At 59.8% G+C, this 22335-nt stretch carries 11 protein-coding genes; 7 read left to right on the top strand and 4 right to left on the bottom strand.

Going from position 1 to position 22335, the window contains the following annotated elements; translation table 11 throughout:
- Positions 1-258: 258 nt before the first annotated feature.
- Both C9422_RS15955 and C9422_RS15950 read right to left on the bottom strand, forming a co-directional pair.
- Positions 259-705 (bottom strand): hypothetical protein, encoded by a 447-nt coding sequence (locus C9422_RS15955; protein ID WP_116581296.1) that lies wholly within the window; start codon positions 703-705, stop codon positions 259-261.
- Positions 706-869: 164 nt separating this feature from the next.
- A complete protein-coding gene (locus C9422_RS15950) occupies positions 870-1829 on the bottom strand; it encodes a LysR family transcriptional regulator (RefSeq protein ID WP_116581295.1) in 960 nt (319 codons plus the stop codon).
- 153 nt (positions 1830-1982) lie between these two features.
- Between C9422_RS15950 and C9422_RS15945 the strand changes: the two genes are divergently transcribed.
- The 7 genes from C9422_RS15945 to C9422_RS15915 all read left to right on the top strand — a co-directional run bounded on the left by C9422_RS15945 (position 1983) and on the right by C9422_RS15915 (position 9832).
- Positions 1983-4019, top strand: a complete 2037-nt coding sequence (locus C9422_RS15945) for an alkyl/aryl-sulfatase (RefSeq protein ID WP_116581294.1) — start codon at positions 1983-1985, stop codon at positions 4017-4019.
- 240 nt (positions 4020-4259) lie between these two features.
- Positions 4260-5528: an OmpP1/FadL family transporter gene (locus C9422_RS15940; RefSeq protein WP_116581293.1), complete on the top strand. Its 1269-nt coding sequence runs from the start codon at positions 4260-4262 to the stop codon at positions 5526-5528.
- 47 nt (positions 5529-5575) lie between these two features.
- Positions 5576-6253, top strand: a complete 678-nt coding sequence (locus C9422_RS15935) for a DUF3313 domain-containing protein (RefSeq protein ID WP_116581292.1) — start codon at positions 5576-5578, stop codon at positions 6251-6253.
- A gap of 65 nt (positions 6254-6318) precedes the next feature.
- On the top strand, positions 6319-6747 hold the full coding sequence (locus tag C9422_RS15930) for a hypothetical protein (RefSeq protein ID WP_116581291.1): 429 nt from the start codon (positions 6319-6321) through the stop codon (positions 6745-6747).
- 14 nt (positions 6748-6761) lie between these two features.
- Positions 6762-7220, top strand: a complete 459-nt coding sequence (locus C9422_RS15925; RefSeq protein WP_007976931.1) for a glycine zipper 2TM domain-containing protein — start codon at positions 6762-6764, stop codon at positions 7218-7220.
- Between the two features lie 783 nt (positions 7221-8003).
- Positions 8004-8786, top strand: coding sequence for a PaaX family transcriptional regulator C-terminal domain-containing protein (locus C9422_RS15920; protein ID WP_116581290.1), 783 nt, complete (start codon positions 8004-8006; stop codon positions 8784-8786).
- A 56-nt stretch (positions 8787-8842) separates the two neighbouring features.
- Positions 8843-9832 (top strand): fatty acid desaturase family protein, encoded by a 990-nt coding sequence (locus tag C9422_RS15915; protein ID WP_116581289.1) that lies wholly within the window; start codon positions 8843-8845, stop codon positions 9830-9832.
- A gap of 18 nt (positions 9833-9850) precedes the next feature.
- On the opposite strand, the gene C9422_RS15910 is transcribed toward C9422_RS15915, so the two are convergent.
- Both C9422_RS15910 and C9422_RS15905 read right to left on the bottom strand, forming a co-directional pair.
- Positions 9851-10546, bottom strand: coding sequence for a hypothetical protein (locus tag C9422_RS15910; protein ID WP_371924769.1), 696 nt, complete (start codon positions 10544-10546; stop codon positions 9851-9853).
- A 50-nt stretch (positions 10547-10596) separates the two neighbouring features.
- Positions 10597-21834 carry a peroxidase family protein gene (locus tag C9422_RS15905; protein WP_116581288.1) on the bottom strand — a complete coding sequence of 3746 codons (11238 nt, stop codon included), beginning with the start codon at positions 21832-21834 and terminating at the stop codon, positions 10597-10599.
- Between the last annotated feature and the right edge of the window lie 501 nt (positions 21835-22335).

Genomic DNA, 22335 nt, shown 5'->3' with positions numbered 1-22335 from the left:
TCACATAACTACCCATCTCGGATACGTCGTGCTCTCATCTCTCAAGGCTCAAAAACTTCAACTGCCCCATCCTTAATACTGACGGTCATCCGTCACGGGTGCGGCTTTCTTAAATATGTTGAGCTTTGACCGCAATGGCGATTGGCTCCAGTCCTATGCATACCCAGTGCTCAGCCCTACCACTAACCGGATGGTGAGTATAGACGCGCATTTACAAGGTGTCGGCCGCAAGGCCGCCCCTCCTTGGATCACATCATTTCATCGCTTTGCCTGCGCAACATCGCCACAAAAGATATCGACGCTGCCGTCTTCGGGTGATGTACGCACGACGACGGAATATTTTCCGGAAAGCAACTCTGACGTTGCGATCGGCGCATTGCGGTAAAAACTCCAACCATTGGACCCGGCTTCATTTTTTGTATTGACCTTATCGTTCATTGCATAGGCGACAGGTCCGGGTTGCTGACAGCTGCCTTTGTTGATGAAGGTGTAAATGCGCGGCGGCAGGAGGGTTCCGGTCGGAACGCCAGTGATATAGAAATCAAAATTGGTCTGGTTGCCTTCGGCTGTCAGTGTGGCGTTGCCCGTCTGGCCCGCATTGCGGTGGGTGGCAGCCAGGGGCAGATTCATTGAATGATTTGAAGCCGTGCTGCAACCGAAGAGACCTGCCATGAGTAGCGCGAGTGGAACGATGCGGGCATTCATAACAACCTCCAAAAGTGGAAGAAGTGCATGGGGGAACATTGGGTATAGCTCATTAATAAATAGGCTGTACCTCAATAAATCCGCATTGAACAACTTCGCACCTGTCACCCGGTGATCAGGCAAAAAAATAGAAGAAACGCTGACAGTGTCATCTGTCCTTGCTTTCACGCCGCCATGATCTTGACCAACAGACTTTCGCGCTGGCAAACGTCGGCCTCCACGGCCCTCACTTCTTGCATGAACACCTCTACCGCGGGTGGCAGCGAACGCTCCTTTAGGTAAATGAAGCCGTACCGGGTGCGCAGTGCGAGGTCCTGAACGGGTAACGGCGCGATTTCACCCGCCGACAATTCGCGCTCGAACGTCGACAGATTCCCCAGCGCCAGGGCGTTGCTGTTCTCGACGAACTTCACGATTTGCATGGGGACATCAATTTCGATGGCCGGTACGAAGTCTCCGGTCAGCGCATCATAGGCACCGGCGCAGCCCAGCGTTGCCGGAAGCAAGTGGGTCGCCAACCGCAAGGGAATGCGCGAAGCCACCCAGGGGTAATCGAGTGTTTGTGCCAGCGTCAGAGGACGGTCTTGCGCAAGCAGCGGATGGTCCGGGCGACAGAACAGGCGGCCTTCATGCTCCCCCACCAGCTCGCAGGTGAGTTCTTCCCGGCCTTGCAAGGTGCTGATTTCAGCGATGCCAAGATCCACCACGCCGGTTGTGACCTGATGAGCCACCTCGCGCCACCCGGCCACATGGGCCGTCACCCTGATTTGCGGATGCCGGGCATGCATCCGCGCGATGCCGGCGTAGCCGCTGATGATGCTGGGGTAAGGACCGAAAGCGACTTTCAGTGCGCCGATATCCCCGCCCGCCAGCAAGGCGATGTCACGCCGCAGATCCTGCTCCGCGACTAACAGGCGCCGACTCTTCTCCCGCAGCAAATGGCCAAATGCAGTCAATACAACACCGTCGGTGCGTCGATCGAACAACGTGACCCCGAGTTCGCGCTCCAGCATCTGGATGCTTTTACTCAGCGCCGGTTGGGAAACACCCAGAGCCTTGGCGGCCCGGCCAAAGTGCGCGTGCTCGATCAATGCCAAAAACTGACGTAGACGGTTCGGTGTCATTTCATAACCTTTACGTTATCGAAAACATTTAAAACGGAATTTTTAGGAATCAGATCAATATGCTATTCATGGTTCGACGGGTCAAGCCGAGAACGCAGAACGCTTGCGTTGCCTTGACGCCCCTGGACATTTCATCTGGCGCAGGAACCTTTCATGTACAACAAGACCCTCCATCTGGCACTGGCGATCACACTTGGCGGTGGCATCAGCCCTTGCGTTTTCGCTGCCGATGCAAACGGCGCAGCTTCCGATCCGGCTCCATCGCAAAACGTGCACTTCGACAGCAAGGGCAAGGCGCCTTCGTCCTACACGGTCGACATGCAGAACACTGTGCGCAAGACACTCCCCTTTGCCGACAAGCGCGACCTTGAAGAAGCGAAAAAAGGCTTCATCGCCGCACCGCCCTACAAGAAGATCATGGCCGACGCCGGGAACGTCGCGTGGAACATGGGGAGCTACAACTTCCTGAATGAAGGCAAGGATTACGACAGCATCAATCCGTCGCTGCAGCGTCAGGCAGTGCTCAACACGGCCTATGGCCTCTACGAAGTCGTTCCGGACAAGATTTACCAGGTGCGCGGGTTTGACCTGGCCAATATCACGTTCATCAAGGGCGACACCGGCTGGATTGTCTTCGACACGCTGCTGTCGAAGGAAACCGCCAGGGCCGCCCTGGACTTCATCAACGAAAAACTGGGCAAGCGCCCGGTCGTGGCGGTGGTGATCTCCCACTCCCATGCCGATCACTTTGGCGGAATCCGCGGCGTGGTCGACGAGGCCGATGTCCGCAGCGGCAAGATCCCGCTGATTGCGCCGCAAGGCTTCATGGAGCATGCCGTGGCTGAAAACGTCTACGCCGGCAACGCCATGAACCGGCGGGCGTTCTTGCAATATGGCTTGCTGTTACCCCACAGCCCGTACGGTCATGTCGACATGGCCATTGGTAAAAATGCTTCGATTGGCAACATGGGGTTGATCGAGCCCAACCGATACATTGCCAAAGATTTCGAAACACTGACCATCGACGGTATCGAAATGGAGTTCCAGAGCACGCCGGGCACTGAAGCGCCTGCGGAGATGAATACCTGGTTCCCACAGTTCAAGGCGTTCTGGGCCGCCGAAAACATCACCGGCACCATCCATAACATCTATACCCTGCGCGGCGCCCTCGTCCGCGACCCGCTGGTCTGGTCGAAGAACATCAACAATGCCCTGTATCGCTACGGTCAAACGGCAGACGTCATGTTCGCCTCCCACAGCTGGCCACGCTGGGGCAACGAGCGGATTCAGGATGTGATGCGCGCGCAACGCGACGCCTACGCCAACCTGAACAACGCCGTGCTGCATGCCGCCAACCAGGGCGTCACCATCAACGAAATTCAAAACGTCTACAAACTGCCCGAAAGCCTGAAAAACAACTGGGCGACCCATAGCTACCACGGCTCTGAAGAACACAACAGTCGTGCGGTGATCAACCGCTACCTGGGTTACTGGGATGCCAATCCGGCGACGCTGATGCCGCTATCGCCAAAGGACTCGGCCCCGCTCTACGTGGAAATGATGGGAGGCGCCGACAAGATCATGACCAAGGGGCAATCCTTGTTCGATCAGGGCAAGTACCGCGAAGCCTATGAAATCCTCAACAAGCTGGTGTATGCCGAACCGCAGAACAGCAAGGCCAAGGACTTGCTCGCGGATGTCTATGAGCAAGTCGGTTATCAGAAGGAAAGTGCCGGCGTACGCAACAGTTTCCTTTCGGCAGCCTATGAACTGCGCCATGGCATGCCCAAGGGCTTGCCGCCAAAAACCGGCGGCCCCGACATGATTCGCGGCATGAGCACCGAGTTATGGCTCGAATACCTCGGCATCGCCCTCGATGGCAGCAAAGTCGCGGATCAACACTTCATCTTCAATCTCAAGACGCCCGATAACGGCGAGCAGTTCGTGGTGGAGTTGAGCAACTCGACATTGACCAATATCAAGGGGCAACAAGCCAGCAATGCCGACCTCACCATCACCCTTGACCGTGCTGATCTGGAAGGCGTGATGGCCCGCAAGACCGGATTTGAACAACTCGTCGCAACCGGCAAGGCCACCTTCGAAGGCAACCGCAAACCGTTCGAACTGTTAATGGCGGCGATCACCCCATTTACCCCGACCTTTGAACTACTGCCAGGCACCCAGCAGTAATCAACAACGGCGCGCGCTTCATCCTGCCTCGGGGTGAAGCGCTTTGGCGTTCTACTTCGCGATCCTGAATAAACAATAACGCGCATGGATGGCGCTATTCATAAGTTGTTCCTTCCAATATCGAGAATATGAACTACCACTTATGTGTGACCCCACCAGGCCGTTTGAGCGTAATTCAGGTTTTTCGACGTTCGTTAATTCACCCTTATTCGAAAATGCACATTTGCCGGGATCTGATCCATGCAAACCAGAACAGGTGCACTGCCTGCCTTTACGCTACTTGCCTTGTGCAGTCAGCAAGCACACGCCGGCGGCATCATGCTTTACGAAATCGGCACCGATAACGCCGGCCTGGCCAATGCCGGAGCCGCCGCCCGGGCCCAGGGCCCTTCCACTATCGCCAGCAATCCGGCGGGCCTGAGTTACTTGCCGGGAACACAGATCACCGCGGGCTTGCAGGTGCTTTACGGCGACCTCAAGTTCGATCGCGACGCAGACACCAACGTGCCGGGCAGCGGCAGCGGCAATGCCCTCGACCCAATTCCCGGCGGCAGTTTTTTCATCAGCCATGAACTGGACGACCACTGGAGCGTCGGCTTCGGCCAATACGCCGACTTCGGCCTGGCGGTCAATTACGACAACGACTGGTCCGGGCGCTACTTCGCACAGAACGCCAGCCTCGGTGGCTTGTCGTTTGTGCCGAGCGTGGCTTACCGCTTCAACGAGCAATGGTCGGTGGGTCTGGGGGTCAAGGCCATGTACGGCATGCTGCAAGCCCAGACCGCGATTGACCGCTCGCCGTTCGGTTTTACCGACCGCACGGACGGCCAATTCAAGTACAAGGACCAGGATTGGGGTTTCGGTGCGAATGTCGGCGTCATCTACGCCCCGCAAGCCGGCACACGCATTGGCCTGACCTACACCAGCCAGGTCGATCTGGACTTCGAGGACCGGCTGGACGTGAATGGCGATGGCCGACTGCTCGAGCGCGTCAACAACACCAAGACCGAACTCGACATGAAGGTGCCGCAAACCGTCACCCTGAGCCTGTTCCAGCAACTGGACCGCCAATGGGCCTTGCTCGCTTCGCTCAACTGGCAGGACTGGTCAGAGTTCGGCGACATCGCGGTGCAGGTCGACACCACCGCGGCTGGCTCCCAATCGACCACGGTCGATGCACATTTCAAGGACACCTGGCACCTGTCGCTCGGCGCGCAATACCAGGCCACCGAGCAATGGCTGTGGAACGTCGGCGTGGCTTACGACAGCAGCGCCGTGTCGGACAGCAACCGCACCGTGACCGTACCGATGGCCGAATCCTGGCGCCTTGCGACAGGAGCCACCTATGCGCTGGACAAGGACACCGACGTCAACCTCAGCTGGGCCATGATCTGGATTGGCGACATGCCGGTGGACCAGACCAGAAACGTTTCGGGCAATCGAATTTCCGGTCAATTCGACAGCGCCTGGATTCAAGCCGTGACCGGAAACATGACCTGGCGCTTTTGAGTGTCTTGCCACACCAAAGCGACTTCATCCGAGGAGCACACAGCATCATGAATCTGTCCCGAAACCTGCTTTTCGGTGCCGCCGTGACCGGGCTTCTGCTCGGCGGTTGCACCTCCAAAGTCACTGAACAGACGCAGTACTCCGGCTACCTGTCCAGCTACGACAATCTGCAGGAGGTCACCACGCCCAGCGGCGGTACGGCGATGCGCTGGGTGAGCCCGTCGTGGAACCCCAATGCCTATGACACGGTAGCGTTCGAGCGACTGGAACTGTATCCGGCGCCCAAGCCCAATGAGCGGGTCAACCAGCAGACACTCGATGACATCCGGGACTACATGAGCAACAGGGTCAAGGCGACGCTGGGGCAGAAATACCGGATGGTCCACCACACGAGTGCCGCGCCAAAAGGTTCGAAACCCTTGATCCTGCGCGCCGCGATTACCGGCGTGAGCGCCTCCAACGAAGGCATGAAATGGTATGAAGTGGTGCCCATCGCCGCTGTCGTCGGGGCGACACAGGCGGCTACCGGTCACCGCGATCAGGACACCGAGCTGTATATCGAGGCCGAGCTCATCGACGCGAGAGACAACCAGACTGTGGTCAGGGTCGTGCGCAAGGTGTTCGGCAAGCAACTGTCCAACGAAACCCAGAAAATCACCGCCCAGGACTTCAAGGCGGCGATCGACAAGTTGAACGTCGATCTCTGGGCATTCATCCGCAGTTGAACCCCTGATTCAACCCGCCAACCGATGTTGGCGGCTGAATCGCTCCCGGAAGAGGAATGGCTGATATGGCTTCCCATGCATTGCTTCGACTCACACATTTGCACAGACCTTTAATCGCCGCAGCGCTCATCGCCAGCGCGCTTGCATTAAGCGCTTGCGCAACGGTGGATGCCCAGACGACCGCCTACGTCGGGGTCGAGCACCCTGCTCCGACCCTGCCCGCCGAAGTCCAGATATTACGCACGGAACCGACGCGACCCAGTGTGCGTTTGGGCGAAATCCTGATTGATGCCAGCGTCGACCCGGCACCGCCCATCACCCAGGTCGAACAGAAACTGCGTGAAGAAGGTGCCAAGCTGGGTGCAGACGCGGTGGTGGTGGTTTATGACCGGATCCAACCCGTCGCCGCTTACGTGACGGGGCCTCTGTGGAACCGCGACATCGATACGATCCAGGGTCGCAAGCTCAAAGGCATTGCCATCAAATACCAATGACGAGGTGTACAGCTATGAAAGCAATCCTGTCCTGGCTGACGGTCACGTTGGCGACGGTCTTGATCAGTGCCTGTTCCGCCGTGGGGTCGAACGATGGCGGCGCCGGTGAAATGGAGATTCGCTCGGGCAAGATCGAGCAGATATCGCTGACGCAGATGCAGACCAATCACGACAGTGGCGTCGGCGCCGTACTCGGAGGCCTTGGCGGCCTCGGTATCGGCAGCCTGATCGGCAGTGGCACCGGGCGCGACGTCGCCATGGTCGCCGGCGCACTCGCCGGTGCGGTGGGCGGTAACTATGCAGAGAAGAAAAAGTATGATCAGCCGGTTGCAGCGCAACAGGTCATCGTTCGGGTGAAAAGTGGCGTGCTGGTATCGGTGACCCAGCCGATCAATCCAGCCCTGAGCAAAGGCATGAACGTTTACATCGAAGGCTCGGGGAATAATGCTCGGGTGCTCCCACAAGGTGGGTAGTGGCCACGCCTGGAGCGGTAAACCGCCATTGATCAGGCAGCCCAAGGTATCTTCGCTGGCAAGCCAGCTCCCACCGAGAACGCGTGCTCACCCTCGTTTTGTGAGCGACGCAAAACCCTGTGGCAGCCGGCTTGCCGGCGAAGGCGTTTTCCAGCCCGGCGCCTGACGCGAGGCCGTCTTCGCTGGCAAGCCAGCTCCCACAAAAAACGCGTATTTACCCTCGCTTTGTGAGCGACGCAAAACCCTGTGGGAGCCGGCTTGCCGGCGCAGGCGTTTTCCAGGCCGGCGCCTGACCCGAGGCCGTCTTCGCTGGCAAGCCAGCTCCCACAGAGAACGCGTGTTCACCCTCGTTTTGTGAGCGACGCAAAACCCTGTGGGAGCCGGCCTGCCGGCGAAGGTGTTTTCCAGGCCGGTGCCTGACGCGAGGCCGTCTTCGCTGGCAAGCCAGCTCCCACAGAGAACGCGTGTTCACCCTCGTTTTGTGAGCGATGCAAAACCCTGTGGGAGCCGGCTTGCCGGCGCAGGCGTTTTCCAGGCCGGCGCCTGACGCGAGGCCGTCTTCGCTGGCAAGCCAGCTCCCACAAAAAACGCGTATTCACCCTCGCTTTGTGAGCGACGCAAAACCCTGTGGGAGCCGGCCTGCCGGCGAAGGTGTTTTCCAGGCCGGTGCATGACATAAGGCCGTCACCCTGATCATTACACCAAAAATGAATTAACTTACTATTGTGTAATATTACACGTCACGATAGATTTATTCAGAACCTGTAATGACCCGGAAAGACAATGAAACCTTGCGTAAAAAGCCTGGTGCTCGAACTGCTGGTCGCTAAAAACGGCGCCCCTCTGCAGGTCAGGGAAGCCATCGTAGCCTGCGAGCTATTCGGCATCAGCGAAAACAACGTCCGGGTCACCTTGGCGCGCCTCACTATCGAAGCGTTGCTGGAAGGTGCGGGCCGAGGCAGTTATCAGCTGGGGCCGCAGGCCAGGGACATCTCGGCGCAGTTGTTCGAGTGGCGCAACGTGGAGCAGCATCTGCGGCCGTGGGACGGCAGTTATCTGATGGTGGCGTGCAACGCCCTGGGGCGCAGTGATCGCAACATCTTGCGCCAGCGTGAACGGGCCCTGCACATGCTGGGTTTCGCGGAGCTGGACAAAGACCTGTACGTGCGCCCGAACAATATCTCGCCTGATATCGAGTCGTTGCGTCGACGTTTGATCGAACTCGGCCTGGAACCGGCCGCACTGGTTTTCCAGGCCCAGGGCTTCGAAGAGGCGCAGGCGCAGCGAATACAAAACCTGTGGAAGGGTGAGTTGCTCGACGACAGCTACCGCCGCCATTGCGAGCAATTGGAAAGCTGGACGCTGCGCGCCGGGCAACTGAAGCCGGACATGGCCGCACGCGAGTCTTTCATCCTCGGTCGCGAAGGCATCCGCCAGATCGTCTTCGATCCCCTGCTACCGGAACCTATGGTCGATGTGGCGCTGCGCACAGAGTTCTTTGCCTGCACCCAGCGTTTCGTGGATCGCGGCCACCAGATCTGGCGCACCTTTCTGCAACAGCCCTGAAGACTCAACTGACTCATCACCCGTGCCGTTCCAGGCCCTTGATGTAGAGGATAGACATGCATAACAAAACAAAAATCAGCGATATTCTCAGCCGCGACGAAATCAAATCCTTCAGCGAACGCTCAGACCTCTGGGGTGCCTGGGCGGTGGTGTCTACCTGGGGCGTGTTGGCCTTGACCTTTACAAGCCTGGCCTGGGCCCGCGAACTCCTGCCCTGGTGGGGAATGAGTCTCGCCCTGATCGTGGCTGTGGTGATTATTGCCGGACGCCAATTGTGCCTTGGCATTTTGCAGCACGACGCCGCGCACGGGACATTGTTCAAGAGCAAATGGTGCAATGACGTACTGGTCGACTGGATGTGCGCCCGGCCGATCTGGAACGAGCTACGCAAATATCGTCCCTATCACCTGACTCATCACGCCAGGACCTCATCCGTCGACGATCCCGATCTCTGCCTGGTTGCCGGATTGCCTACGACGCGCCGCTCCATGATGCGCAAGTGCCTGCGTGATCTTTCAGGCATTACCGGGCTCAAGTTCCTGGCGGGACGCGTGCTGATGGATGCCGGCGTGCTGCAGTGGTCGCTCACCAGCGATATCCGCCGCCTGCCACAGGCAGGTCGTCGCTGGTGGGATTACCCACGGACCTTTTTCAGAAACGCCAGCGGCATGCTGCTCACCAACGGCCTGCTCCTTGCCGCATTCTGGATCAGTGGACAGGCGTGGTTGTACGGCGTGTGGGTGCTGGCCTATGTCACGCCGTTCCCGTTGTTCATCCGCATTCGTTCCATGGCGGAACATGCCTGCCTGGAACCAGGCACGGACGTCCTTCGCAATACGCGAACCACACAGGCCGGTTTGATCGCCCGCGCTTGCGTGGCGCCTATCCGGGTCAACTTCCACATCGAGCACCATCTGATGGCATCGGTGCCGTATTTTCGCCTGCCGAAGTTGCACGCTCTTTTGCGGCAGCGCGGCATCGTGCCGCCACCACCCACTTACTGGCAGGTGCTCAAGCGTGTGAGCCAGCGAGCTCACACCGCATGAATACTGTTCGCCCCAGACTCAAAAGCCGAAATACACAAAAGCCGTAGCTGCCGCCATACCCCAGGCGAGCAACGCCATGACTGTTGAATTTTGCGGTAACCCGGATTCGCTCAATCGCTGAAAACCGGGCCTCGCAACACCGGCCTGTACGTAATAACCCTGCCTGATCGCCCGGTAGGTTTGCCGCAGGCCGACCAACAGAAACAGGGTGATCAGGCCAAGGGCAAGTCCTCGCCTGAAAGCCGGTTCAGCCAAGGCTGCAAGGTGATCCTGCTCGCAGGCAACGCTATTGAGTTGCACAACGGTAATTCGTTGATAGTCCGTCACAGAGCGCTTTTGCCCCACCTGCATCGCCGCCTGTTGCTCCAGATCCAGCACCTGATACTTCCAGAGTGTTGACGATCCTTCTCGGCAGAAGGTAAACGCGGCAGGACTTGAAGCGGAGATTATGCAAGCGTCGTTTATATCCAGTTTTTTCAGGGTTTCCATGGCTGATCGGGTGAAGTCCAGATCGAACACCGAAGCAGCTCCGAGGGCAGAAGCCGCAACCGAAGCCAACAGGCTGATCAAGAGGCAGGTGGCTGAAATGTTCACGGCCGAATTTCCCCTTTTTCTTTTTTGTTTGCGCAGCTCGGTTCCAGCCTGCCTTGTCGAGTTCCAGTACGCTGCTGGCACCCGGAAAACCGAGTGGAAGAAGAAAGGGAGGGCATCCATTGCCCTCCCCTCCGTGGTCCACGCTCCTTGCGACAGTGTTTGTCAGAACATCAAGAGGCCAGAATGAAGTCTGCGGCCGAGATGGTGTTCGGGTCTCCCACACCTACCAGGGTGATGGAACCGGCTCCGAAGTTGAGCAACGTATCTGCACCGAGATCGACGACGTTGACACTGGTGTTGAAGGTCGCAGCCGTGATGTTGAGTGCGGCGAAATTGAGCATATCCTGACCTCCCGCCGCGTTGGCATCAAAGCCGATGATTCGGTCGTTGCCGAAGGCCAGTCCGAACACGAAGACATCGTCGCCACTGCTGGCATTCATCGTGTCGTTGCCGGCACCACCGGTAATACTGTCGTTGCCGGCACCGCCATCGATGATGTCGTTGCCGAGGCCGCCCAGCAAAGTGTCGTTGCCGTCAGCACCATTGAGGTTGTCATTACCCACCCCACCGGTGATGACGTTGTTCGACGCGTTGCCGGTGCCGACAAAGTTGCCTACGCCGGTGTACAGCAGATGCTCGGCATTGGCGCCCAGTGTGTAACTGGACAGCGACGTCTGAATGGAGTCCTCTCCACTGGCTGCCACTTCGATGACCCCGTCCGCGGCAGAATCGACGCGGTAGGTGTCATTGCCGACTCCGCCTTCCAAGCGGTCAGCCCCCGCACCGCCATCGATGACGTCGTTGCCGAGGCCACCCAGCAGCGTGTCGTTGCCGTCTCCGCCGTTGAGCGTGTCATTACCGGTCCCGGCGGTGATGATGTTGTTCAACGCGTTGCCGGTGCCGACGAAGTTGCCGGCGCCGGTGAAGAGCATGTGCTCGACATTGGCACCCAGCGTGTAGCTGTTCAGCGTCGTTTGTACGGAGTCCGCACCCTCACCCGTCACCTCGACCACCAGGTCCCCGGCTGAATCGACGCGGAAGGTATCGTTGCCAGCTCCGCCGAGCATCGCGTCATTGCCCGCACCGCCAGTGAGGACGTCGTTTCCGGCGCCACCCAGCAACGTGTCGTTGCCGTCACCGCCGTTGAGGGTGTCATTACCCACCCCACCGGTCATGACGTTGTTCAACGCGTTGCCATTGCCGGTGAAGTTGCCGGTTCCGGTGTAGAGCAGATTCTCGACATTGGCGCCCAGTGTGTAACTGGCCAGGGTCGTCTGCACGGAATCGGAACCTTCACCCGCCGCCTCGGTCACCAGGTCCCCGACTGAATCGACGCGGAAGGTATCGTTACCGGCTCCGCCGACCATTGCGTCATTACCCGCACCACCGGTGAGGACGTCGTTACCGGCACCGCCCATCAATGTGTCGTTGCCGTCACCGCCGTTGAGGGTGTCATTAGCCGTCCCGCCGGTGATGACGTTGTTCAGCGCGTTGCCGTTGCCGGTGAAGTTGGCGGCTCCGAGGTAGAGCAGATGCTCGACGTTGGCGCCCAGTGTGAAGCTGGCCAGCGAGGTCTGTACGGAATCCGCCCCCTCACCCGTCAACTCGGTCAGCACGTCCCCGACTGAATCGACGCGGTAGGTGTCGTTGCCGACACCGCCCAGCATCTGGTCATTACCCGCACCACCGTTAAGGAAGTCATTGCCTTCCTCGCCATTGAGGAAGTCGTTGCCGTCCCCGCCGCTGAGAGAGTCGTCGCCAAGGCCGCCAAACAACTGGTCGACACCACCCAGGCCATTGAGCGTATCGTTCCCGCCCAAGCCAAACAGCACATCGCTACCGGCGGTACCGTTGAGGGTGTTCGCCAGGGCGTCACCCGTTTGCACCGCACCCAGCAGCACGACCAGCGCCGTCGCCGCAGAGGTCACCGACTCCAGCGTGCCGAAGCCATCGGTGTAGCGTGCGATCACCCGCAGTTGCTGGTTGATCTGCGCCGCACCCGGGGTGAAAGTCGCGTTGGTCGCGCCAGCGATATTGGTGAAGGTAGTCCCGGTACCTTGCTGCCATTGGTAGCTGAATGTACCGACCCCGTCCGGATCGACAATCCCGGCCGTCTGTGCGGTCAGCACCTGCCCTTGGGTCGGTGTGGTATCGCTGATCAGCAACGCGCCTGTCGGTGCATCGTTGACGTTGACCACCGGTGCCGTGGCATCGGACGCAACGCTTTCGGCGACACCGAAGTCATCGACGTAACTGACCACCACGCGCACTTGATTACCGACCTGAGCCTGGGTAAGCGTGAGCGTGCTACCGGTGGCGCCGGCGATGTCGACGAAAGTGACTCCGTTGGTCACCTGCCACTGGAAGGTGAACTGCGGATTGCTCAGGCCATCGACATCAATGATGGTCGACGGGTCAGCGGTCAACACCTGGTTCTGCGTCGCAAGGCCGGTAACGGTCGGCCCGGCAGTCGGTGCGTTGTTCGCCGACGAACTGACGAACTCCAGCGTACCCTTGGCATCCTGATACACCGCCCGAACACGGATGTTCAGACCGGCGACATCATCCGCCACCAGATAGGTGGCGCCGATCGCCCGCGATACCTCGCCGGCGGCGACAAAGGTGATGTCTTCATAGACACCCGAGCCCGCAACGTTTTCGACCTGCCAGTAGTAAGCCACCGGACCGGTAACCGCGCCGGTCAGATTGCCCGCACCCACGTTGTCCAGGTCGCGGATCGACTGATCGCTGACGCGCAACAACTGGCCGGCGACAGGCGTATCCTCACGCGCACCGGTGGCATTATCAAGGATCGCCAGACGCCCTACAGGCCCGCTGTTCAAGGCGGTGCCAACGCCGGACGCCTGCGCCTGGTCAGCGAACTGCAGACGCTCGATGCCGGTCAGGCGATCGACGCCATCACGGCCCGCCACCAGGTCAGTCACGATGACAGCATTGCCATCGACTGCGACGGTGTACTCCGATGCATTACCGGAGAACACTGCGGTGTCGAAGCTGTCAGTACCGCTCAGAATCTCCCGCACGATGACCAATTGGCCCGGGTTGTAAGTGCCGTTCAGCATAAACGGCACCAGCGGCTCCATGCTGTTGAAGCTGGCGATTTCCGCACCAGTGCCATCAGCGTTCGCCCGTACGCTGATGCGCACGTTCAGCCACTTGTCACCATCGATGATGTCGTCACCACCGCGACCTTCGATAAGGTCGCTGCCGCTGCCACCGAGGATGATGTTGCCGCCGTCGAAGAACGTCGCTCCGACTGGCAACAGACCCGCCAGACCGTTGATCAGGTTGATGTTGGTCAGCACACTGCCGGTTGCACCCGCAGTAGGCAGCGAAGTTGCATCTTCGTTGTCACCGCGCAGGAAGTCACCGTGGGACGACCCCGACAGACCTTCCATGATGTCGAACCGCACCAGCGCCGAAGCACCTGAACCCGGCACCGGTGGCACATCGAAGAAGCGATCGCTGTAATCGATGGTCACGCCCTGGGCGAGATCCTTGAAGGTTGCCCAGTCATAGCCGGAGCCGCCGATATAGCGATCACCCATGCCGAGACTGCCGACCATGATGTCGTCGCCGCCTTCGCCGTTGAACTTGTCGTTCTCGTTACCGCCGACGAATACATCGTGGCCGATCACAGGGTCGTTGCCGAGCGGGTCGAAGTTGTCGCCAGGTGCACCGTCCGAGGTGCCCTTCTCGATCCAGTCGTCGCCTTCGTTACCCATGTCCTGTTCGTTGGCCTTGCTGCCCAGGATGAAGTCGTTGCCCTGGCCACCAATGGCTTCGGAGGCGTCCTCACCGGTGACGATGAAGTCGTTGCCGAACCCGCCAATGATCAGGTTGACGCCGTTGCCTCCGTGCAGCACGTCGTTGCCGTCGCCACCCTGGATGTTATCGTCGCCACCGGTGTCGGTGATGATGTCGTCGCCGGTACCACCACGCAGTTGGTCGTTGCCGTCACCGCCATCGATGCGATCGTTGCCGCCATCGCCCCAGACCGTGTCATCACCTTCACTGGAGATGAGGATGTCGTTGTTATCGGTGCCACCCAGCACGATGTGCTCGGCACCGTTGTAGCGGATGTAGTTAGTGTCCGCCCCCACGGTCAGCGGGTTGTCGCGGAACACCACCTGCTCGCCGTTCGGGCCGAGCGGATCAACGGAGACCAGGCCTTCGTTGAATTGCTTGCCCTGGTCCACTTCCAGGTAGAACCCCGGATCCGAGAACACCAGGCCCGGCAAGTGCGTGGCCGACGTGTTGGCCATGATCAACTTGGCGAACGAGTTGCTTTCAAGTTCGGCATTCATCGACAGGCCAGAGGTGCGCTCCAGGTAGTAGAAGCGATCGCCGTCCTGCAGTTTTTCCAGCTGGTTCTCGAACACGAAGTTGAAGGTCGAGCCGAGCATGCCGCCGAACGGAGTTTTCTGTTCGGCCAGGCCGCCAATCCACATATCGATGGCATCGACACCTGTGATCGTCACCCCCTTCAGGTCATCGGCAGTACCCAGCACTCCATCCCTGCCAGGCAGCGTAACGTTGGCCCAGGCACCGCTGCCGTTGAGGAAGTCCAGGCGGTCAGCCGGCGCCCCCACACCACCAAAGACCAGTGCCAGCGCTGCAGCGCGTTTGCCTTCCAGTGTGGTCGCCCCGGTGATCGTGTCATGCGTGCCATAGGCGGCGATGAAGTTGATCAACGACTCCGGATGCTTGAGGTGCTGCACCAGGTCAACCCAGCTGTTGTACGGCTTGAGTTGGGTGTCACCGGTTTGACTGTAGATGTCGCGGCGGAACGCGTTGAGTGAAGGAATCCCCACATCGCGGCCACGGGCGATATTGAGCGCCGGCAGATCGAGCGGCAGGCCGAGCAGGTTGTTGCGCAGCGCCTCGGTGACGAACTCGTCGATTTCGTTACCGGCTTGCCGAGTCACCCCACGCACGATCGCACTGGTCGCATCCTCTGGGGATACGCCACTGGCGGCGTACGCCAACGGGTTGAGGAACGCCGCGATCAAGCCCATTTGCTGATCGGGATTGGCGCTGGCCGGATCGCCTATCACATTGAAGTCGATATCGTAGCGATCGACGGTCTCGGTCAACATCGAGTGGCCAAACCGGTACACGGTGTGGGCGAACTCGGCGACGATCGAGGCATCGAGGTCGACGTCATAGACCTGGGTCGGTGCGAAGAACAGGTCGATGTTAGGCTGGATGGTCCGCGCAAACTCCTCGAACACCAGGTGCTGATACTGCATCTCGGTGCCGAACTTGGCAGCCTGGAACAAGCGCTCGCCATTCCACTGCAGCGCATCGAACTCGGCCTGGGTGGCAGGCAATGCGGTCACCGGATTGAGCAGCCACTCATTGAGGAAGGCCACGTCACCCGAATCGAGCACGGTGTCCTTGGTCTGCTGGACCAGGCGGTTGTGCTCGGAGTGGAAGATCGCATGCACTGCAGTCAGGCCGATGTTCTCGTTGACCCGACCGTCGCCGGCGATGTAGTGAGCATCGAGCAGTTCGTTGTCGTAGGTCAGGTTGTTGCCACCTGGGCCAACAGGCTGCGCATTGCCGACATCGGTGTCAGCGTCCGCCTGCAGAACGCCACCGACAACGACCGGAGTGGCGTTGTGCGCGATGTCGTTAAGGAAGGCATGCCCCGTGCGCACTGCGTTCACGAGGCTGACCGGACTGGCCGGATTGCCTTCGACAAGCGTAGTGACGTCATCGGCGGTGCCGGCAATGCCGTCTACCCCGTTGTTGACCCGAATGACAATTTGCGGGAAGCCGTTCGGCCCCTTGAGGAAATTGCCATAGGCGTCGGTCGCCAGCAGCGGACCGCTGTCGATATCGGCGTCGGTCAGATTGATACCGAGAACGTCACGCGCCTGCGCCTTGACCACCTTCCAGGTGGCCATGCCACCGATTTCAACGTCGTCAGCGGTACCAAAGGTACCATCCGCTCCCAGGTCACGGTTAGTGATCAACCGGCCTGTCGCGACAGGGCCGTCGGCGGTCAGTTCATATCCGCGCAGGAACACCTGATGCGACGGGTGAGAACTGTAGGTCTGGTTCTGGTCCACGAACGGCGTGGTGGTGTTGGTTTGCTCATGGATGTCGTCGGCGGTGCCGAGAACGCCATCAGGCCCTGGCTGGTTGGTCGCGCGGGTCAGGACCATGAAGTTGGTCGGGCTACCTGGGACAAACAGTGGATCATCCGGCTGAAGCGGAATGAAGACAGTGCCCGAGCCACCTTTGGTCACCAGGTCCAGGCCATGGTCGAAGAACTGCCCGAAGAAAGTCATCCAGGCGTTGAACGGAGCTGACAGCCCCGCATCCGCCGCGGTGTTCTCGAACAGGTACACGTCGTGATCATCGGCAGTACCGAACTGACCGTCCAGGCCTGGGCTGGCGACTATCCGTACGCCATCCTTGAGTACGTCGTCATTACCCGCACCCACCACGCCGAAGTCGAGATGACCGTTCAAGCCCGGGTCGAATGCCGTGGCATAGGCCGCCGGGTTGTTCGACGTCTGGTCGACGATCAGATTACTGATGGTGCGCGGCTGTGAGTCAATCACAAGGCCGCCGTTGCTCGCATACGTCGTTCCCCCTTCCGCAGGATTGAAGACCGGATCGCTCAAACGCGGAAAGACGTTGTCGGCAGCACCAAACTCGGTGTGATTGTTGCCGTTGAGGTTCAGCAGGTTGTTGTTCGACCCGTCGACCGCCCGCAGGCCCAATGGCGCACGGATGTTCGGGATCAGCGAGAGGATGTCCTGACCGGACGCTTCAGCCTCGGCAATCTTGATCTGGTCAAGAATGAAGTTGAGGTCGGAGCGGACCATGTGCAGGCCTGCGCCACCGGCGGTTGCATCCACGACCGGTACTGGCGCCGTCGGTACGACCGGTGTGCCCGGAGCCACCACGGAGGTCGGCTGCGAGAACATCATTTCAGTGGTGCCATGGGCATCCTGGTAGATCGCCTTGACCCGCAACGACAGCCCGGCAAGGTCGGGAGAGACCTTGAACGAGGTGCCATCGGCACTCTGGAACGCCAGGTCACCGGCCGGCAACAGGATGATGTCCTCGAAAACGCCACTGCCCGGAGTTGCCTCGAATTGCCAGTAGTAGGACACGGAGCTGTTGATCAAGCCCAGCGGGTTACCCGCCGTGATGTTGTCGGCATCACGCAGCCCGGCCACGCTGACAGTCAGCGTGTCGCCCACAACGATCGCGCCGCCGTTGCCATCGGTGATAGTCGGACTGCCGGTCGGTTGGGCATTGAGCCCGTCCACCAGCACTTGCTGGTTATCGGAGAACTGCAGGCGTTCGATATGCAGCAGGGTATCGACGCCGTCACGGCCCGCTACGCTGTCTGTCACCGTATAGACGTCGTCCGCCAGATCGGCGGTGCCGCGATCGTCGACGGTCACCGTGTACTCGCTCTGAAGCCCGGAGTAAATGGCCGTGTCGAAGGCCGCCCCGCCGGTCGAAGTACCGGGCAGGATTTCCCGCACGGCCTTGAGCTGACCGGGGTTAAAGGTACCGTCCAGCATGAACGGGATCATATCGACCATGCTGTCGAAGGAGGCGACTTCGGGACCGGTATGGTTGACGTCGCCAGGGGCATAAACGGCAATCCTGACGTTGATCCATTTGTCACCGTCGATCAGGTCATCGCCACCGCGACCTTCGATCAGGTCACTGCCATCGCCGCCGAGGATGATGTTGCCCGTGGCAAAACCGGTGACCGGCAAGCCGGCATCGGCCAGGAACTGGTCCAGTCCGCGGATCAACGCCACATTGGTCAGCGCACTGCCCGTGGCACCACCGTGGTTGACGATTGTGACTGCATCAACATCATCGCCTTTGAGCACATCGCCGAAACTCGAACCGGACAAGCCTTCAACCTCGGCAAACCGGTCAAGAATCGAGGCCGGCGAGGCGCCGACCGGGTTGAACACCCCGGCGTTCTGGTTTGGCGTATTGCCGTGTGGCTGCGCCAGCGCGGCCAGCCTCAGATCAGCGGTCACGCCGACATTGTCGTTCTTGTAGGTGATCCAGTCGAAACCGGACATGCCGTCCATCTTGTCCTGGGCATCGCTGCCGACAAAGATGTCGTCGCCACCCTCGCCGATCATTTCGTCGAAGCCACCGCCGCCGACAAAGATGTCGTTACCGATCACATCGTCATTGAGCAATGGCGAGAAGTTATCGCCAGGTGCACCGTCCTGGGTGCCCTTCTCGATCCAGTCATCACCTTCGTTGCCGGTTGGAGGCAGGTTGGTCTTGGCACCGAGGATGAAGTCGTCACCCTGGCCGCCGAAGGTGGTGCTGATGTCTTCGGTGGTGATGATGAAGTCCTGGCCATCGCCCCCCAGGATCAGGTTGCCTGCGGCAAGCATGCTGCCGACCACGATCACATCGTTACCGGCATTACCTTCCAGACGGTTGTCGCCGAACGAGTCGCTGATGATGTCATCGCCATCGCCGCCCAGCACCGCGTCGTTCCCGGCACCGCCTTCGAGACGGTCGTTCCCGGCATCGCCGTAAACGGTGTCATCGCCGTCACCGGAGATGATGATGTCATTGCCGGCGGTGCCGCCCATGACAACATGGTCTTCACCGGTGTACTGGAGATAATTGGTATCCGCCCCCGGGGTTTCAGGGTTGTCGCGGATCACCAGCGGCACGATCTGCACGCCGTCGATCATGATGCCGCCCGTCGGATCATCGCGGCCGCCCACACCCAGGCCGGTGAACTGATGGGTCTGATCCACTTCGAGGGTGAACGTTGGCGTCAGGAACACGGTGTTCGACAGGTGGGTGACATCGGAGTTGAGCATGATCAGCTTGGCAAAGGAGTTGTTCTCAAGCTCAGTGCCGAAGTTCAGGCCCGCGGTACGCGACAGATAGTAGAAACGGTCGCCGTTCTGCAACGCCTCCATCTGGGTTTCAAACACGAAGTTGAACGTCGAGCCGAGCATGCCGCCGAACGGCATTTTCTGTTCGGCGAGGCCGCCGACCCAGAAGTCGATGTCGTCGACACCCGTGATCGTCACACCTGTCTGGTCATCTGCTGTTCCCAGTATCCCGTCCTTGCCGGCCGTCGTTACGTTGGCATAGGCACCGGTGCTGTTGAGGAAGTCCAGGCGGTCAGCCGGAGAACCCGCACCACCGAGTACCAGCGCCATGGCTGCAGCGCGTTTTTCTGCCAGCGTGGTCGCCGCCGTGATTGTGCTATGCGTGCCAAAGGCCGCGATGAAGTTGACCAGTGACTCGGGGTGCTTGAGGCTGTCCGCCAGGTCAGCCCAACTGATGTATGGCTTGAGTTGGCTGTCACCGGTTGATGCATAGAACTCACGCCGCGCTTCATTCAAGGTGGGAATGCCAGTGTCGCGACCACGCGCCAGGTTCAGGGCCGGCAAATCGAGCGGCAGGCCAAGCAGGTTGTTGCGCAACGCTTCGGTGACGAACTCATCGATCTCGTTGCCGACCTGGCGGGTCACACCGCGAATGATCGCCCCTGCCGCCTCGTCCGCAGTCACCCCGCTACCGGCGAACGCCAGCGGGTTGAGGAAGGCCGCGATCAGCCCCAGTTGCGAGTCCGGGTTGGCCGGGTTAGTGAGCAGTGGATTGAATGCGGGGTCGAAGCGATCGACGGTCTCGGTCAACATCGAGTGGCCGAAGCGGTACACCACGTGGGCAAACTCGGCGAGGATTGCCGGGTTGATCGAGGTGTCATAGCCGTTGGGCGCAAGGAATTCGTCGACCTGCGGCTGAACGGTGCGCGCGAACTCTTCGAACACCAGGTGCTGGTACTGCATCTCGGTGCCGAACTTGGCGGCCTGGAACAGGCGTTCGCCGTCCCACACCAGCGCCGCGATCTCGGCGGGTGTAGTCGGTATCGCGGTCACGTCGTCAGCCAGCCACTCATTGAGGAAGGCCAGGTCGCCGGAGGCAAGGATGGTGTCCTTGGACTGCTGGACCAGGCGGTTGTGCTCGGAGTGGAACACATGGTGCACGGTGGTCAGGCCGATGTTCTCGTTGACCCGGCCGTCGCCGGCGATGTAGTGGGCGTCGAGCAATTCGTTGTCATAGGTCAGGTTGTTGCCGGTCGGGCCAACGGGCTGCGCATTGCCGACAGCGATGTCGGCATCCGCCTGCAGAACCCCGCCGACGACGACCGGCGCGGCATTGTGGGCGATGTCGTCGAGGAAGGCATGCCCGGTACTCACCGCGTTGGCCAGGCTGATCGGAGCAGCCCGGTTGCCTTCGACCAGTTGAGTGACGTCATCAGCCGTCCCGGCGATGCCGTCGGCTCCGTTGCTGATGCGAATCACCACTTGCGGCATGCCGTTCGGCCCACGGATGAAGTTGCCGTAAGCATCGGTTGCCAGCAGCGGAACATTGTGTACATCGGCGTCAGTCAGGTCGATGCCGAGTATGTCACGGGCCTGGGCCTTGACCACCTTCCAGGTCGCCATACCATCACCGGCGCCATCATCGGCAGTGCCGAATACGCCGTCGGCGCCGAGATCGCGGTTGGTAATCAAGCGTCCTGTTGCAACAGGATCGCCTGCGGCATTGAGCACGTACTCACGCAGGAACACCTGATGCGACGGGTGCGAACTGTAGGTCTGGCTCTGGTCCACGAACGGCGAAGTGGTGTTGGGCTGGCCATCATCGGCAGTGCCGATTACTCCGTCCGCGCCAGCCGTACGCACGGCACGGGACAGCACCATGAAGTTGGTCGGGCTGCCCGGTACGAACAATGGATCGTCCGGCTGCAGCGGAATAAACACGACGTCGGTAGCGCTCTTGGTGACCAGGTCGAGACCGTGGTCGAAGAACTGACCGAAGAAGGTCATCCACGAGTTGAAACTGGCGGTCAGGCCGACGTCTGGCGAGACGTTGGGCATGAAGAACACGTCCTTGTCATCGGCCGTGCCAAACACCCCATCCAGACCGGGGCTGGAGACTATCTGTACGCCATCCTTGAGTACGTCGTCATTACCCGCCGTGCCGAAGTTGAGCACACCGTCCAGGCCCGGGTCGAAAGCTGCGGCATAGGCCGCCGGGTTGTTGGCGGTCTGGTCGACGATCAGGTTACTGATAATCCGTGGTTGCGGGTCGATCACCGTCCCGGTCCCGGCGTATGCCGGCGATAGAAAGGAAGGATCAAGCAGGCGCGGGAAGGCGTTGTCCGAGGCGCCAAATTCACTCTGGCCGGTGACCAGGTTATTGAAGCTGCCATCGACGGTACGCAGGCCGAATGGCACCTGACTGTTGGGAAGCAAATCACTGAGGCTGGCGCCGTCGGCATTCGCTTCTGCGATGAAGATTTGCTTGAGGATGAACTCCAGGTCCGACTTGTTGAAATTGGCCATTTTGGATTGCCCTCGATCTGTCTGGGTAAAGGCGCGGGACGAGAAGGTCCATCCGCGCCAAGTCACGTGCTGGCTTGTGCAGTTTGTTGGTCTTGTTTTCTAGCGAGAGAGCTGGCGTTACCCGGGACCCGGGATACGCGCCTGGAATTCGCGTAGTGGATGGCTCGCCGAACGGTCAGGCAGAGCGAGTACGCGCCCTGGGCGGGCCATGGAAACAGGAGGTAAAGGCAAACTGGCTGGAAAGCCCCTTCACTCTGCAAAAGAACGCAATGATCGACATGCTCTGCTCCTTCCGGGAAATCACCGCACCTTGCGTTGCCAAAACGATGACAAGCTTCAGGCGGGCGGGCCCCCCGATAACTAAGACTAAAGTTCCATAGCAAATCTTTGTCAATATTACGTCGTTAAAACAGACGACTGGTGCTTGGTGATCACAACTCGCTGTTTTTAAAAGACATATAGAAAGTTGAGTGCAGGTATAGAGCGAAATGTTATTTCGGA

The organism is Pseudomonas sp. B1(2018) (assembly GCF_003097365.1).
GTDB lineage: Bacteria > Pseudomonadota > Gammaproteobacteria > Pseudomonadales > Pseudomonadaceae > Aquipseudomonas > Aquipseudomonas laurylsulfatiphila.
This window is presented reverse-complemented; position numbering and strand designations above follow the sequence as displayed.

What these genes read in the sequence shown, in the direction of transcription:
- C9422_RS15935 (WP_116581292.1), top strand. Translation starts at nt 5,576, where the DNA reads ATGAATCTGTCCCGAAACCTGCTTTTCGGTGCCGCCGTGACCGGGCTT.
- C9422_RS15945 (WP_116581294.1), top strand. Translation starts at nt 1,983, where the DNA reads ATGTACAACAAGACCCTCCATCTGGCACTGGCGATCACACTTGGCGGT.
- C9422_RS15905 (WP_116581288.1), bottom strand. Translation starts at nt 21,834, where the DNA reads ATGGCCAATTTCAACAAGTCGGACCTGGAGTTCATCCTCAAGCAAATC.
- C9422_RS15930 (WP_116581291.1), top strand. Translation starts at nt 6,319, where the DNA reads ATGGCTTCCCATGCATTGCTTCGACTCACACATTTGCACAGACCTTTA.
- C9422_RS15920 (WP_116581290.1), top strand. Translation starts at nt 8,004, where the DNA reads ATGAAACCTTGCGTAAAAAGCCTGGTGCTCGAACTGCTGGTCGCTAAA.
- C9422_RS15940 (WP_116581293.1), top strand. Translation starts at nt 4,260, where the DNA reads ATGCAAACCAGAACAGGTGCACTGCCTGCCTTTACGCTACTTGCCTTG.
- C9422_RS15950 (WP_116581295.1), bottom strand. Translation starts at nt 1,829, where the DNA reads ATGACACCGAACCGTCTACGTCAGTTTTTGGCATTGATCGAGCACGCG.
- C9422_RS15910 (WP_371924769.1), bottom strand. Translation starts at nt 10,546, where the DNA reads ATGGATGCCCTCCCTTTCTTCTTCCACTCGGTTTTCCGGGTGCCAGCA.
- C9422_RS15915 (WP_116581289.1), top strand. Translation starts at nt 8,843, where the DNA reads ATGCATAACAAAACAAAAATCAGCGATATTCTCAGCCGCGACGAAATC.
- C9422_RS15925 (WP_007976931.1), top strand. Translation starts at nt 6,762, where the DNA reads ATGAAAGCAATCCTGTCCTGGCTGACGGTCACGTTGGCGACGGTCTTG.
- C9422_RS15955 (WP_116581296.1), bottom strand. Translation starts at nt 705, where the DNA reads ATGAATGCCCGCATCGTTCCACTCGCGCTACTCATGGCAGGTCTCTTC.